This window comes from Yoonia tamlensis (genome assembly GCF_900115105.1).
GTDB lineage: Bacteria > Pseudomonadota > Alphaproteobacteria > Rhodobacterales > Rhodobacteraceae > Yoonia > Yoonia tamlensis.
The window spans coordinates 2,312,105-2,325,811 of the sequence record NZ_FOYP01000001.1 but is presented as its reverse complement, the minus strand read 5'-3'; the positions used below and the strand labels follow the sequence as shown (position 1 = coordinate 2,325,811).

Below are 13,707 nucleotides of genomic sequence, written 5' to 3'. Positions count from 1 at the left end.
CGTGCCAACGGCAGTGCAGAGTAGCTATGATCGGACAGGATAACCGCTGAAGGCATCTAAGCGGGAAGCCCCCTTCAAAACAAGATATCCCTGAGAGCCGAGGTAGACCACCTCGTCGATAGGCCAGAGATGTAAGCGCTGTAAGGCGTTCAGTTGACTGGTACTAATGGCTCGATAGGCTTGATTTGATCCAGTAATAGTAAGACTGGCGAAAATCAAAACACATACACACACAATCATCAGTATACGATGATCATGGAACAAAACCTGATGTTGACGGCTCCCGCGCAAGCGGGGCCCGTGTTTCTTTTTTGGTTTGGTGATCATAGCGCGAGCAAAACACCCGATCCCATCCCGAACTCGGCAGTTAAGTGCCGCAGCGCTGATGGTACTGCGTCTTAAGGCGTGGGAGAGTAAGTCATTGCCAAACCTAATAAGAAACACGTCTCTCTATACGATAGCAAAAAGACCTCTCAAAATAGCGCGGGATCGAGCACCCCGCGTTCGCTATAAACTCTTCTCAAGAGTTTACAAAACGCTCAAGCCTCGTCAGGCTCAAAACGACACCCCAGCGCGGGATGGAGCAGCCCGGTAGCTCGTCAGGCTCATAACCTGAAGGTCGTAGGTTCAAATCCTACTCCCGCAACCAAAATCTACCACTAACGACAACACGCTACACGCCACCCTAGGGTGGCTTTTTGTGTTGGTGCTACACCGCTGGAAACACTCTGGAACCAACAAACGCGCAAACAAAATGGGGGTAACAACCAACGCGCAAGACTGAAGCGCGCTGCATCAAGACGACGCACGATCCTAGAAAACACCTCAAGGAGAGCGACCAATGGCCAAGCTGAAGTCAACAGACGTCTTTACAACCGCAAAACCACGTGCCGAGACTCCATTCGAAAAAACTCTCCGCGCATCAAAAGAAATCACGGAAAACGAAACCGCAAAACGCGAAGAGAAAACCGCGCGCCTCCGCAGAACCAGACTAGAAAGAAGTTAGCGCCAGGGCCTGCACTTCAAGAGAGAGGCCGTGTTAACACAAATGCAGTTACCCAAAGCATCACGGCGTCAAGCACGTAGATCCAACAACCGTTCAATTCTCGTATCCTAACCGTTGAAAGCCAACCGGATAGGGATGCACCGGAACCACGCGCGACCGCGTCAATGGCAATATCCGAGGCAGAGCAGAAAGAAATGTTCCGGAAAACTATGTCAGAACCCGGGAAGCGTAGTGCTGCAGCGAGGGAAAAGCTAAGAGTGAAAAGCTGATGACCGAGTATGAACTTGCCCCCTACAGAAGACTTGCCATGGTACGCACCCTGTCTTCTGCGATCTCCGAAGTGGCCATTCGTTGGTCACGCAGCATCTTCCATGTTCTGGATGCCTGATCGTGGGACAAAGCGCTAAGTAGTGTATGTTAAACGGCGGCTACTCATCTAGTAAGTTTCCCAATGCTGACTTTAGCGGTTCGACCGCTTCGCCGTAGCGGGTCCAGCGTTTGACCGACGTGGTGTAGATTGGTTGGCGGACTTGCCACCGGCTGGGGGTTCTAACGGTGCGTTCGGTTTCATGGAACGCAAGGCAAGCTGGGTCCCAAGGCAGCCCCGCGAAATCGATTAGTGCTTGTGCGCGCGTTTCCAGATCTGCCACAGTTTCTTCATACTGCATAAGAAGGATGGGCGTTGGTAATACGGCCTGCCAGTGATCCATTAGCTCTCGATACTGTCGGTAGTAATATCCAATGGTTTCGAGGTCAGCATTATAGCCGTGGCTTTCTGAAAATCGATGCATAAAGCATGAGAGACAGTTATCCATCGGATCGCGATTGCAATTAATAATTTTGGCATTTGGGAACAGCAACGAGATGAGGCCAAGAAACTCGTAGTTGTGCGGCATCTTATCTACGACACGAAGCGCCTTTCTATCATGCTTTTTCAAGCCCGAGAGATAGAGATCAGCCAGTTTTTTGGACTCGCGCTTTGTCATGGCGATCAAAGCTTCGGCCAGTGCGTTTGGCTTGGAGGCAGAATGGCCCAGCAAGCGCGCAATCGTATGCAGTTCAGAGAGCTCCCCTGCGCCGTAAACATCCGGATGGCTTGCGCAAATTTGTTCTGTAAGTGTCGTTCCTGAACGTGGCATTCCCACTATAAAGACGGGCCGCTCAGACTCGCTCCCGAAATCGGATCTTTCGGCAAAGAACTCTGGTGTCAGCGTTTCAATCAACGATCTATAAAATAGTTTGTGTCGATGTAAGTCAAACGCACCTTTGCTATAGGTTTTTGCAATAGAAAAATGTTTGATTGCATCACCATAGCGGCGCTGATCGTTAAGGATTTTGCCCGCAGCATGATGAAGCTGGATCAAGGCATCATCGGGTGTAGCGGGTGCTTCAATCTGTTGAAGAATGAGGTCAATTTCGGGTGCGTCTGGTGCAAACTTGCGCGATGCAGCAAGTCCCAAGAGCGCTTCGACAGAGCTGGGATGTTCGCGGAGTATATCCTCGTAAATTACGGCGGCATCTTCAGCGCTACCGTTGTCGATAAGCAGGTCGGCAAGCCCTAATCGCGCCTTAAGGCTATCCGGGTCGGCTAGGAGCGCTCTTCTGTATAATTTTTCGGATTCGACGCCATTCAGCATTAGCTTGTGTGCTTTGGCAAGGTTGCAAAGGGCCTCTACAAAATTTGGGCGGGCTTGAATGGCTTTTGACAAATACTGGCGCGCTTCCTTATTGCGCTTCATACGCAAAAGTAGACTGCCCATATTGTTGTTGTAGACAGGGTTGCGTGGTGACCGACGTAGAGCTTTTGCAAAATAGTCTAACGCAACATCAAAGTTTTTTGCTTCTATTGAAAGCGTACCCATGAGATTGAGCGCATCCGCGTGTCGCGGGTCTGCGCGCAGAACCGATTGATATATGCGTTCGGCTTCGAGGTACTTTTGGTCACGTTGGAGGTCAACGCCGATTTGCAGGGTGCGTAGAATGTGTTCTTTCGAAGGAGGCTCGTGTGGCAATGTCTCGTAAACCCCTAAAATACGGATCGTATCAAATCGCGTGAATTCACATCAACAGTAGGGAAGGGCCCGCATAAAGCAGGCCCCAATTTATTGGTTCACACTAAAAGTTGTACATCAAGCCAGCTTGCAAGCTATGGCTCTGGACTGTGCCACCTGTGTAAACGCCAGTTCCATCGCTATCTTCGAAATCGACATCACCGACATGTTTAAATCGATACCCGACGTCCAGGGTCAACGACTGCGACACATCGTACATCAAACCTGCACCGATCTGGCCGGCCAGTTTTGTTTCGCCGGGCCCATAGCCGAATGCAAAACCATTAAAGGTGATGTCGCCATCCACCTTGGCCCCGCCAAGACCACCACCGACATAGTATCCCAATGGTCCAGCCGTCGGGATATCGTACCAAACGTTGACCAAAAGATAAGTCGCGTCCAGATTGCCCTCGGCAGTAACAGAATCAGCGAAAACATAACCGGCGCTACTGATTGCGGAATAGTTTGCGGCTTCAGCACTTGCAAAGGACAATTCGCCTTCAACACGAAGCGTTTCACTAATCCGTTTACCAAATGTGACACCCGCGACAAAACCGGTGTCAAACGCAACAGTGTAGTCATTGTCAAAGAAATCATAATTGGTGTCGATGTCTGACACTGCGTTGCTGCCCGCAAAAACAGAGACGTAATAGTCATTGTTCGTCTGGAGGGGCGCGATGAGTGGTGCAACCGGAGCGGGCTCCGCGACCATATCGCCCAAGCCGCCAGCGTAAGCAGGGGCGCTACTGATAAGCAAAGCGGCACAGGCGGCAATGCTCATCTTTTCTGGTGTAAACTGTGTCATAAATACTCCTTAATTTAACAACTACTCTTGATTAATGGCATGCAAACCAATTCAGGTCGCGCGCGAGATTGCCGCGGCGCGAATGCTGGATGGTATGATGTAGATCCGCAACAGATATCGCCTATTTTTGTGACGCTGCAGAGATCAATGGCAAAGCTGGCGGATCAAAATCAAGGAAACCTTAAGCGGCGGGTACGCCATCGTGGAAATCAAGGATATTGAGGCGAATTCGTTCTATCAGCAGCGACGATAGGGGCCTCAACTTTCATTTTATGGTTCAAGTGATGATCCGCTTTTTCCATAGCTGCGTTCAGGCTTTGAAACTCCAGAAAAGGGCCGCACGTCGCCCAACCTATACCCGCCGGTACCTCGCGGTCGCCTTCCCTATCCGTTCCTCCAAGTCTACCGGATGCAAATCGTTGTAACGTTGTAATGCTTCGACGAGGCGTTCCATGAAGTCTGGAAATTCATCATGCGGAACATCCGAAATCGCCGCCCGACTTTCAAACAACCCCAACAGCTGCCGATCCACCTCGCGCATTTTCGCTATCCGGTCAGCGACCTTAGTTAATTCTGGGTGATATGGCGTAAACGCTGAAAATCTCATTTTCTGAAATGGGTGTCAGATGTACGCCTTCTGGTAGGGGGATGCCGCTTTCTGCAAACCAAAACAGCGCATCAAATGTCTGTGGCCACCCGTGGTAGTAATCTAATGTAAAACCGTTTTCGGCGGCTTTTGTGGGCGGACTAAGGTGCGCGCTTGAACTTAGCCGGTCATATGACAGAGGCCACGCTTGCGGGAGATGCAACGGCATCGCCAGCGCGCTGACCCCTATAGGAGAGGTATTGGCGAGGTATCGAAATCCTGATCGCAAAACGAGTGACCGCGCGCAGCGCCGGCGCAGTCGCTGCTTCCGCAGATTAATAACTGACAAAAATAATCAGCTATTGACTTGGGGGCAAATGCCGCGTTTTTAGGGGGCAAAACCAATGCCACCCAGATGCGCGACCAAAGGAAAAACACATGGCGACAGCACCCAATAACCGGTTACCGCGGATCATGTCTGTGACGGAAAAATCATGGATCACACCGCATATGATACGGGTCACGTGCCATGCTCCTTGGATTAAGGAACTTCCGGCGGGGATCGAAGGGGCGCATTTCAAAATTTTCATGCCGAAACCCGCGCAGCCGGATGCAGAATTCGCGCGGCAGTTGCAAGAGGGGCCACGGCCGGATGTCCGCACATATACGATCCGCTATGTGCGTCCGGAACAGGGAGAAATCGACATTGATTTTGTCGATCACGGTGATGCCGGACCGGCAAGCGCTTGGGCGCGCCGTTGTGTAGCGGGCGATATCGCGGCATTTGCAGGACCCGGGCCGGTCAAGCTGGCCGACTATTACGGTGACACCTATGTTATCGCAGCGGATATGTCGGCGCTTCCGGTTGCGGCTGCAACGCTTGAGGCAATGCCGCGCGACGCGGTCGGGGTTGCCTATCTTGCGGTGACTTCGCGTGACGATCAGCAGGCGATCAATGCACCCGCCGGTGTCGATGTGCAGTGGATTGTGCATCCGGATCCGCATGAACCCGCACAACAGGCCGTTGCAAAGATCAAGGAACTGCCGGAGCTTACCGGTGTTGTGCAGACCTGCATCGCCGGTGAAAGCACGATGATCAAAGAGCTGCGCGCAGAGATCATCAACCGGCGCGGGGTGCCAAAAAATGATGCTTATATATCAGGATATTGGAAGATCGGGCTGATCGAAGACGAACATCAGCAGGTCAAGCGGGCTGAAGGCGACTAACCCCGCAATTTCCCGGTGCTTTGGATCAAAAAGCATCGGGATTTATACGGACTTGATGGGGTTAGCCGCCGTGGATCAGAACCTGGCGAGGTCCCAAAACGCATCCGTTCTGACTTCGCGGAATCCTTCGGTCTCGCGCAGCATAAAAAGCGCGGCGATCTTATGCGCATGGGCGAATTCTATACCGGCTTTGCCGCCTAGTACGTAGAGCGCGGTTGCCAGCCCGTCGGCCTCCATACATGTGTGCGCTGCGACCGTGACCGACAGCAGCGTGGTTTCCAATGGTGCGCCTGTTGTGGGGTCAACGATGTGGCTATAGGTTTTCGCGTCAATCGTGCGCAAATTGCGATACCCGCCCGAGGTCGCAACCCCCATCCCTTCTAGCTTTACCTCGTCAAAAACAACGTGATCGTCGCCAGGAACCGGTAGTTCGAGGCCCACGCGCCACGGTTTGCCGTGCGCCTGTTCGCCTGATGCATAAACCTCGCCGCTGGCTTCGATCAGAAAGTCGTCAACGCCCAAGCCGCGCACGGATTTTGCGGCCTGATCAACGGCAAATCCCTTGGCAATGGCGCAAAGATCAAAGGCACAAGGCGCGTTTTTGCGCAATGCAGGGGGATCAGTGCGCAATGTATAGTTGCCCCGCGCGACCGCAGACGCTTGTTCGGCTGTGCGCTGCTTGTCGACAGGCACCAAGGGCGCGGGATTTGGCCCGAACCCCCATGCGTTGACCATTTCGCCAAGACAGATATTGAAGGCACCTTTGCTTAGTTCGGCCAACCTGTCCGCGCATTGCATGACCGTAGCCAGTTCGCCAGAAATCGGGACGAATGTGTGCAGCGGTGCCGCATTGAGAAGCATCAGTTCACTATCGGCGCGGTATGTCGACATTTGCCTGTCAACGGCTTGCAACGCGGCGAACGCGGCGGCGGCAACGTCGCTTGGGGGCGTTTGTGCAGCGGGCCTGTGCAAAATTTGCCAAGGGCCACCCATGATTGTGCCATGATGGCGGTGAATAGGGGCGGGGGTATCTACCATACTGAATTCCCCCCGCACGGGTAATAGCGCGCGGGGGGAGCCTGCTAGTTTACGGCAGCAGCAAGCAATGCTGCGACCGGTGTTTCGGCTAGGTTTTCATTTTCGGCGATCAGATCTGCAGCGGTGTCACCAAAGTCGTCGCTAAGGGTCACATCCGCACCGACGCTCAGCAAATACGCGATCAGGGCAGGATCGTCGCCTTTCATCGCAACCAGCATGAGCGGCGACATTCTGTCCGCATTCATTGCGTTCACATCTGCACCCGCTTCGACCAAAGCCTTGATGGTGTCTAGCGACAGTCCCTTGTCCGCAGCCGCTGCCAAGGTATTGAGCCCATCCGCGTTGGTTGCCCGCGCATCTGCACCGGCCGCAAGCAAAGCTGCAACATTTGTGTCCGCATCGGATTCGCCGCTATTTGCAGCCATCAGCAGGGGTGTATTGCCTTGCTCGTCGGTGACATCAACAGATGCGCCGGCCGCAAGAAGCTGTGCGACGACTTCGGCGCTGTTGCGTTCGGCTGCATAGAAGAGCGCTGTGCGGCCCGACGCGTCGGGGGTATTTGCATCAAGCCCCGCATCCAGAAGGAACGCGATCACGTCACTTGCGTTGCGATATGATGCGATAGAAAGCGCATCACGCCCCGCATTGGTTTTGACATCAAGCGAGAACCCGTTGGCGAGCAGGAACTGGTAAACGCCAACTTCAGCATTGCGCTCTGCCGCCAAAAGCAGGGCATCTTCGCCGTCGTCTGTGGTGACCCCATGCGGGTCCGCAGAATGCGCCAGCATCGCTGCGATGACATCGACATTGGTATTGCGCGCAGCGGCCAACATGAACGCATCCGAACCATCGGTGGTGCGCGCCGACAGATCGGATATTTCGGACAGATAGGTCACGGTATCCAGATCGGTATTCTGATAGGCCGCCGCAAGCGCTGCATTCCGCCCTGATGAATCGACCGCGTTCGGATCAATACCGGCGGCAACAAGATATTCAAAAACCGCGCGATCATTCTGGCCAAAGGCCGCATAAACCAAAGCATTGCGATCAGAGTCGTCCCTTGCGCTGATGTCGCCGCCCAATGCGACAATATGTTCAACCATATCAAGATTACCGTACCGCGCGGCCCAGAAGATTGCGGGGCGTTCGTCATGGCTTGGCTGGTTTACATCAGCGCCTTGGGCCACAAGAAAATCGATCACCGCAATCGGGGCACCACCGCGCAGCGCGCGCGTCAACGGGTTATAGTCCCCCGCGCCAAGTTCGCTGACATCGGCGCCTTGCGCGACGGCGGCTTCGACGGCGGCCAGATCAGCGGTTTCCCAGAAATTTTCGTCCAGCAGGATATTGTCTGCAAATGCAGGCAGGGCAAATGTGCTGACCGACATGGCCAAAGCCGCGAGTGTAGTTCTAAAAGTTGCGTGCATGTTTTTTCCTATTCGCGTTTAAGTGGGCACGGCAAATTGCCGCTTTAGTAAACATCTTCGAGGTAGCGGTTCGTGCGTTTCAGCTCGTCTGCAGAGAGCCCGATTTCGGCGGCCAGGATGTCTATTTCGGTGCGGATCGCTGCGGCCATCGCCGTGCCGCCGCAAACCATGATCGTCGCGCCGGATTTAAGCCGAGCGAGAAGTTGGCCACGGTCGGCGATCAGCCGATCCTGAACATATTGAGAGGGATGGTTGCGCGACCAGGCGGGGCCAAATGTATGCAGCCGCTTTGACTCGAGCCAATGTGAAATATCGCCTACATAAAGCGCGTCAACGTCGGGATGTCGCCCGCCCCAGTAAAGATCAACAGGGCGTCCGGCACGGTTGTGGCGGATCATACCTGTAAACGGTGCAATACCGGTTCCCGCGCCAACCATGACCACGGGCTTGCGGCGCGGCATCTGGAAACGCGCATTTCTTACGATGGCAACATCGATTTGCGCGCCGGCCTCAAGATCACAAAGCCAGTTCGAACAAAGCCCGCCTTCAACGCGGCGCACCACAATTTCAAGATAACCGTCAGCCTTTGCATCCGATCCGAGCGAATAAAGCCGCGGTACGGTTAGCGCTGGCGCAAACACCTGAACCAGATCGCCTGGCCGGTGGTCCGGCAGCCGGTCCGCGTCAAACCGCAAGATCGCGGTGGTCGTGCCCAAGCGTGCGCCAAAGGTTTGCGTGCTTTGCAAACGGATTGTGCGCGTCTTGGGGCGCTGACCCGTATAGCGGACATCAAGGGCAATGGTCAGATAGGCTGACAGCTGGTTGCACCATGTCTGGAACGATTGTTCGGATTGCTTGTCGATCTCGCACAGGGGCATTACTGGCGGGCCAAATTTGTGCACAAGAGCATCATTTGCCTGATGGGCAAAACGGCAATAGCTGCTAAATGCCTTATCCCCAAAGCCCAGCGACATATGGGAAACGGCATGTGTTTGGGTTTTCGCCAGCCGCGTCAGAAACTTGTCTGCGGATTGTGGCGCATCACCGTCACCATAGGTCGCAGTCATTGCGATGATCAATGAAACACCGCAAAGATCACGCGGCATTTCGTTCATTGTGACCATCCGCGCCTTCTTGCCTGCTGCGTGCAGCGCCACATGCAAAGCTTTGGCAAAGCGCCAAGTGCTGCGGCCTTCGGTGCCGACAAGGATCAGGATTTCCGCCGCTTTCAGCGCGGCGTTATTGCGGATACGTTTGCCGCCCTGTTTGCGCCCCTGCCACCAGACAACCGCGCCGCTGACAATAAAATAGGGCACCGCAAGCGACGACACGAACAAGACAATCGCCCATGGCCACACCCCTTGTGCCGTGTGCAAAAGCATAATGAACCCAAGCAGCCTGCCTGCAACCGGCACCGGATCGCGCGATATTTCTACGCCGGTGAACTGGTCGTAAAACACCCATGCCGATGTTGTCTTGATCGCCCAGACATCGAACCAGTCTTCAGGGATCGGAAACACGATCTCTTTGACCTCGTGTAGGGCGGTCTGTTTTAGCCCCTCCAGATCCCACGGCGCGACAGCCGCCAGTTCTTCGTGGCTTTCAGGATAGGAAGGGGCAACATCCGCGCCGCTTGATATCAGGTCGAAAGACACCGCCGACAGCCAAAGCGCGGTTGCCGCTGTGACCATCAACGGCAAGACCAACAATCGCCCCAAAAGCGCGTGGATACCCGCCATCCCCCTGCCATGAACCGGCGCAAAAATCTGGCGCAATCCGCCAAGCCTGCGCAACAGCAGGAAAGTTCCGGTGATGGTCAGCACAAGCATCCCGAACCCGCCTATCGCAGCCAGAACACGCCCCGCTTCGCCAAAGGTGAACGACCGGTGCAGGTCGCGCATAAATGTGTAGATCGCAGGTTCTTTGTGTTCGGGTAGAAATTCGCCTGTTTTAGGGTCGATTAGCCGCGTGTTTCGGCGATTTCTTTCCGTAAAGCTAAGTTGGAACTGTCCGGAATCCTTGCGCACAATCCGTTCACTGATGATCGCGGGGTGCGCTGTGGCAAGTGCGCGCAACATATCCGCGACCGTAACACCGTCAATTTCGACCTGCGGGGCGATTTGGTCATAGACGGGTTTGGTTGCCAGAACAGCGCCGCTGATGGCCAGAACCATCAGCAACACCGACAGGCCAAGCCCGACGATTGCATGAATACTGCGCGACATTGCTGCTATTCCCAGGCGTAGCGGATGTAACGGACGTATCCGGTGCCTTCGATTTTTTCGCCGTGCGCCGTGCTTTCGAGAGGGATTTGGATATCGTTCGGGAAATTCTGCTGGTCCTCGACAGAGGTATCAACTCGGATCTGATAGCCCGCGTCCAGCACCTCGGGTTCGAGCGCGATACGAATGACAGCGCGGTCACCCGCCGCTGTCGATGCCCCCGTGACAGGCAGCAGATCCTCTTGGGCGCGGCCGACATATTTCCACCAGCGCGGCTGGTCGGGATACCAGCGTGCCTCATCGCCCGAAACCCACAGCGTGCGCACAAAACGGTCATCAGGATCGATCAGATAAAGCGCGAAATAGGCGTTTTCGCCTGCGTAGTTTTCGAGCTGGACAAGGAAAGTTGCCTCTTCGGCAGCGGCCGAAAACGGGGCTGATGACAGGCCCAAGGCAAGTGCCAGCGCGCGCGCACGCATCGTTTCTTTTTGGCGAAATACCTGGGTGATCGGTCCGGTGACCGGTAAAAGTTTTGAAAAGGGGTGCAAAGCTGCCTCCGTTAATTTTTCAATTGTGGGAATAGCTTGGCATTCAGGGCGTCCCGCACCTTGCGGTGCTGCGCGTCTCGCTGGCTGGCGGTTGAATAGGCGAGTCTTTTTGTAAGGTAAAGGGGTATTTGCGGTACCTGACAAAAATAATCTGATTAAGCTGTGCGGCGCCTAGTCAGACATAATTCCCGCGCCATATTGTGAATTGCGGTTCTTTTGAACTACTGTCGTATTTTTAGACAAACCCGAATATCGAAGCCCCGAAAAGGTTAACTATATGAAGTTGATTGTGCAGATTCCTTGCCTGAACGAGGAAGAAAACCTCGCGCAGGTGCTGGCGGGTATTCCAAAGCAGATCGCGGGCATTACCACGATCGAAACGCAGATCATCGATGACGGATCGACAGACCGGACGGTCGAAATTGCGAACCAGATGGGCGCGACCCACATCCTGCGCAACACCACGAACCGCGGGCTTGCGCATAGTTTTCAGGTAGGGATTGAACACGCGCTGCGCATGGGGGCCGATATTATTGTGAACACCGATGGAGACCATCAATATGACAGTGCGAGCATCGCAGATCTGGTCAAACCCATTGTAGACAGGCAGGCCGATATCGTTCTGGGCGACCGCCAGCCGGCCCAAAACAAAACTTTTTCGCCGCTCAAGCGCTTGCTCCAAAAGGTCGGCAGCGCGGTGGTCAGCAATCTTGCGCAGGTCGATATCTCTGATGCGGTGTCGGGTTTCCGGGCCTATTCGCGCGAGGCCGCCATGAGCATCAACGTGATGACCCGTTTCAGCTATACGACCGAAACCCTGATCCACGCAGGCCAACAAGGATTTCATATCACTTCGGTTGTGATCAATACGAACCCGACCAACAGACCCTCGCGGCTGTTTCGTTCAATGTGGTCTTTCATCGGCAAACAGGCGGCAACAATGTTACGCAGTTATGTGATGTACCGTCCGCTGAATGCATTCATGAGCATTGGCGGCGTCATGATCCTGATCGGGGTATTGCCCGTGTTGCGGTTCCTGTTCTTTTACGTGACGGGCAACGGCGACGGGAATATCCAGTCGCTTGTTTTGGGCGGCGTGTTCTTGCTGGCCGGCTATATCACGATCATCCTTGCATTGCTCAGCGACACAATTGCGACCAACCGCCGCCTGCTTGAGCAGATATTGCGCCGTATCCGCGATATCGAAATGGCCACATCTGACGAAAATCCAAAACCAATTGAAGCGCCAATCGCGAAAACCGAAAGCGGGCAGCCATGATCAAGGATAAGGCCCTTCTTTTATCTTTGCTTTGTGCGGCGCTAGGCTCCTTGCTTTATGGCATGCTGGTCTTTGGCTTCATCATGCCCAATTCCTATCCGTATTTTGGAACAGAGATATACAACGCCTATTTCTATCGCTTGCTCGAAGGGCGATTTGACCTTCCGCTGCGTATGTTACTCCTTGAAGGGCACTATCGGGCCGATGGCACAGGGTATCTTTACCACGGGATTGCGCCGTTATTGACGCGCGTCCTGCTGCATCCGTTTGTTGCGCTCAACGAATTTCCGACTGCTGCGTTTTCGATATGGCTATGGGCGACCATCGGCACGGGTTTCTATCATCTGGCGATTTTTCAGGTGGTGCGCAAATATTTTGCCCAGATACCGGTATCCTGGGTTGCTGTTGGTGGTCTGGCGATCTGGATTTGTAGCCCTGGTTTTCTGCTGAGCAACAATCCGGTACTATATCACGAGCCGATGGGTATTGCGTATGCGGCTATGGCTGTTGCGGTCTACCTTATGTGGCGCTGCGCATTATTTGGCATGGCGTGGCGCTCTGCCGTGGTTCCTGCGGCACTCATGGCAGGTGTGTTGCTCCATGCGCGGCCGCATCTGGCAGTGGGCCTTTATGCCGGTGTTTTGCTGATGCTTGCATTTTCTATATGGGATGAAAAGCGCCGTGCAATTGTTCCTGCAATGCTTAGTCTCGCAATCCTTGGCATTATGGGGCTGTCGTTTTTGCATCTGAACAAGGTGCGATTTGGGTCCGCAACGGCCGCGCACGGCCAAATCGAGAGCCCCGAAGAAAACAGTCAGGTTCAATATGCACCTGTCTTTTTCGGCAGCGACTATGCAACGGACGGGCGTGGCGTCGTCTTTGTTGAACATGGGCGGTTTCATCCATGGCGCATCGTGCCAAATGCGCTTATTTATGTCCTTGATACGCCAATTGTCAGTCCGGAAATCGCAGCTCTGCACCGCCGAGCCACTGAACATATATCGGGTCATGGCTATATCGAAAGTCCACGGTTTGGCATGCTGTCGTTGTGGACAGTATGGGTGGTGCTTGCGCTGGTTGGGTTCGGCTACGGGCGGCCAAGGATTTCTGGCGGTGCGCGCGCCTTGCCGCTCTTGATGACTACGGGCGTAGCCGCGGTTTTGATGCTTAGCTACCCAACCGTTGCTTTGCGGTACAAGACAGATGTCTGGCCATTTATGATGGCTTTGTGCCTTCTCGGATTGCCCGGGTTGATCGCGCGGTTTGCAGAGGTAATTGAACATAACAGGCGTGTTTTTTTGATTGGTTTTATCTTGGCCTTGTGCGGTGTACTTACTTCGGCACTTGTCACGATCCCGCTTCGGAAAAGCTACCAGCAATCTCCCGGTCAAACCTATGAATCTTGGGGGCGCGACAGATGTCTTGCGGAACTGGCTGAAAAAGCGTTTTCACCCGCACGACTTGAGCAGTTGTGCGTCGATCCGGAAAGCGTTTTTGAAGAACGCGACGAAAGCTAAA

At 54.2% G+C, this 13,707-nt stretch carries 10 protein-coding genes, 1 tRNA gene and 2 rRNA genes; 7 read left to right on the top strand and 6 right to left on the bottom strand.

Annotated elements, in window-relative coordinates; translation table 11 throughout:
* The 4 genes from BM320_RS11900 to BM320_RS16430 form a co-directional block, all read left to right on the top strand.
* Positions 1–188, top strand: a 23S ribosomal RNA gene (locus BM320_RS11900); the annotation flags it as partial.
* Positions 189–315: 127 nt separating this feature from the next.
* Positions 316–430 (top strand): 5S ribosomal RNA (gene rrf, locus BM320_RS11895).
* A 142-nt stretch (positions 431–572) separates the two neighbouring features.
* Positions 573–649: transfer RNA gene (locus BM320_RS11890), tRNA-Met, on the top strand.
* A gap of 192 nt (positions 650–841) precedes the next feature.
* Positions 842–1,006, top strand: coding sequence for a hypothetical protein (locus BM320_RS16430; RefSeq protein ID WP_165615038.1), 165 nt, complete (start codon positions 842–844; stop codon positions 1,004–1,006).
* Between the two features lie 428 nt (positions 1,007–1,434).
* Here BM320_RS16430 and BM320_RS11885 read toward each other — a convergent pair whose 3' ends face one another.
* Both BM320_RS11885 and BM320_RS11880 read right to left on the bottom strand, forming a co-directional pair.
* On the bottom strand, positions 1,435–3,018 hold the full coding sequence (locus BM320_RS11885) for a tetratricopeptide repeat-containing sulfotransferase family protein (protein ID WP_090200171.1): 1,584 nt from the start codon (positions 3,016–3,018) through the stop codon (positions 1,435–1,437).
* Positions 3,019–3,121: 103 nt separating this feature from the next.
* A complete protein-coding gene (locus BM320_RS11880; RefSeq protein ID WP_090200170.1) occupies positions 3,122–3,862 on the bottom strand; it encodes an outer membrane protein in 741 nt (246 codons plus the stop codon).
* A gap of 1,024 nt (positions 3,863–4,886) precedes the next feature.
* Here BM320_RS11880 and BM320_RS11870 point away from each other — a divergent pair.
* A complete protein-coding gene (locus tag BM320_RS11870; protein WP_242651008.1) occupies positions 4,887–5,675 on the top strand; it encodes a siderophore-interacting protein in 789 nt (262 codons plus the stop codon).
* Between the two features lie 75 nt (positions 5,676–5,750).
* Here the strand turns inward: BM320_RS11870 and BM320_RS11865 are convergent, their stop codons facing one another.
* From BM320_RS11865 to BM320_RS11850, 4 genes are read right to left on the bottom strand one after another with little or no spacing between them, the layout of a single operon-like run.
* The gene (locus BM320_RS11865) at positions 5,751–6,713 is read right to left on the bottom strand and encodes an FAD:protein FMN transferase (protein WP_090200166.1); all 963 of its coding nucleotides are present in this window, start codon (positions 6,711–6,713) and stop codon (positions 5,751–5,753) included.
* 44 nt (positions 6,714–6,757) lie between these two features.
* On the bottom strand, positions 6,758–8,140 hold the full coding sequence (locus tag BM320_RS11860; RefSeq protein ID WP_090200164.1) for an ankyrin repeat domain-containing protein: 1,383 nt from the start codon (positions 8,138–8,140) through the stop codon (positions 6,758–6,760).
* A 44-nt stretch (positions 8,141–8,184) separates the two neighbouring features.
* Positions 8,185–10,365: a PepSY domain-containing protein gene (locus BM320_RS11855; protein WP_090200162.1), complete on the bottom strand. Its 2,181-nt coding sequence runs from the start codon at positions 10,363–10,365 to the stop codon at positions 8,185–8,187.
* 5 nt (positions 10,366–10,370) lie between these two features.
* A complete protein-coding gene (locus BM320_RS11850; RefSeq protein ID WP_090200161.1) occupies positions 10,371–10,910 on the bottom strand; it encodes a DUF2271 domain-containing protein in 540 nt (179 codons plus the stop codon).
* A gap of 277 nt (positions 10,911–11,187) precedes the next feature.
* Between BM320_RS11850 and BM320_RS11845 the strand changes: the two genes are divergently transcribed.
* Both BM320_RS11845 and BM320_RS11840 read left to right on the top strand, forming a co-directional pair.
* A complete protein-coding gene (locus tag BM320_RS11845; RefSeq protein ID WP_090200159.1) occupies positions 11,188–12,189 on the top strand; it encodes a glycosyltransferase family 2 protein in 1,002 nt (333 codons plus the stop codon).
* Positions 12,186–13,706, top strand: coding sequence for a hypothetical protein (locus BM320_RS11840; RefSeq protein WP_090200157.1), 1,521 nt, complete (start codon positions 12,186–12,188; stop codon positions 13,704–13,706). Before BM320_RS11845 ends, BM320_RS11840 begins: the two co-directional genes overlap by 4 nt.
* Position 13,707: the final 1 nt, after the last annotated feature.

Excerpts from the sequence above, each read along its gene's own strand:
- BM320_RS16430 (WP_165615038.1), top strand. The coding sequence starts at position 842 with ATGGCCAAGCTGAAGTCAACAGACGTCTTTACAACCGCAAAACCACGT.
- BM320_RS11880 (WP_090200170.1), bottom strand. The coding sequence starts at position 3,862 with ATGACACAGTTTACACCAGAAAAGATGAGCATTGCCGCCTGTGCCGCT.
- BM320_RS11870 (WP_242651008.1), top strand. The coding sequence starts at position 4,887 with ATGGCGACAGCACCCAATAACCGGTTACCGCGGATCATGTCTGTGACG.
- BM320_RS11865 (WP_090200166.1), bottom strand. The coding sequence starts at position 6,713 with ATGGTAGATACCCCCGCCCCTATTCACCGCCATCATGGCACAATCATG.
- BM320_RS11860 (WP_090200164.1), bottom strand. The coding sequence starts at position 8,140 with ATGCACGCAACTTTTAGAACTACACTCGCGGCTTTGGCCATGTCGGTC.
- BM320_RS11855 (WP_090200162.1), bottom strand. The coding sequence starts at position 10,365 with ATGTCGCGCAGTATTCATGCAATCGTCGGGCTTGGCCTGTCGGTGTTG.
- BM320_RS11845 (WP_090200159.1), top strand. The coding sequence starts at position 11,188 with ATGAAGTTGATTGTGCAGATTCCTTGCCTGAACGAGGAAGAAAACCTC.
- BM320_RS11840 (WP_090200157.1), top strand. The coding sequence starts at position 12,186 with ATGATCAAGGATAAGGCCCTTCTTTTATCTTTGCTTTGTGCGGCGCTA.